The organism is Streptomyces sp. DT190 (assembly GCF_049846985.1).
Classification (GTDB): Bacteria; Actinomycetota; Actinomycetes; order Streptomycetales; family Streptomycetaceae; genus Streptomyces.
The window spans coordinates 1-608 of the sequence record NZ_JBNCNM010000072.1; the positions used below are offsets into that span (position 1 = coordinate 1).

Consider the following 608-nt stretch of genomic DNA (forward strand, 5'->3'; position numbering starts at 1 on the left):
CTGGAGCTGGGGCTGCTGCTCTCTCCCATGCCGTGGCCCATGCCGCCCATGCCCTGCCTGAGTTCGGCGAAGACCTCGTCGGGGGTGCCGGTGACACCGTCGACCCAGTCGTCGAGGAGGACGACCCACTCGTCGTCGTAGTCGAGGGTCTCCTTGGGGTCCTCGACGATCAGCGGGGCGTACAAGCCGCGGTCGAGCTGCACACCGACGTGCGGGTGAAAGAAGAAGGTGCCCGGGTGGTCGGTGACGAACCGGTAGGTGAAAGTGGAGCCGGCCCGGACTGCTGACTGGGTGACCGGGGGCACACCGTCCATGTCGTTACGCATGGCGATGCCGTGCCAGTGGATCGACGTGGGGGTCTTGCCGGGGAGCTGGTTGGACAACTCGGCGACCAGGGTGTCGCCGACGGAGACCCGGATCTCCTTGCCCGGGGTACGGCCATCGAAGGCCCAGGTCTTGGCCATGACGCCGCCGCCGAGGTCGATCATGGCAGGCGCCGCGGTCAGGGTGACCTTCCGCTGGCGTCCGGAGCTCTTCCGCTTCCTCTCGGTGGCGGCGACCGCCGAGGCGGAGGGGCTGATCAGGGCGCTGCCGCCGGAGCCACTCCC

At 69.1% G+C, this 608-nt stretch carries 1 protein-coding gene; it reads right to left on the bottom strand.

Annotated elements, in window-relative coordinates; genetic code table 11:
* The coding region (locus tag ACPXCS_RS39640) for a multicopper oxidase domain-containing protein (RefSeq protein ID WP_425952365.1) at nt 1–608 on the bottom strand (608 nt) is incomplete at both ends.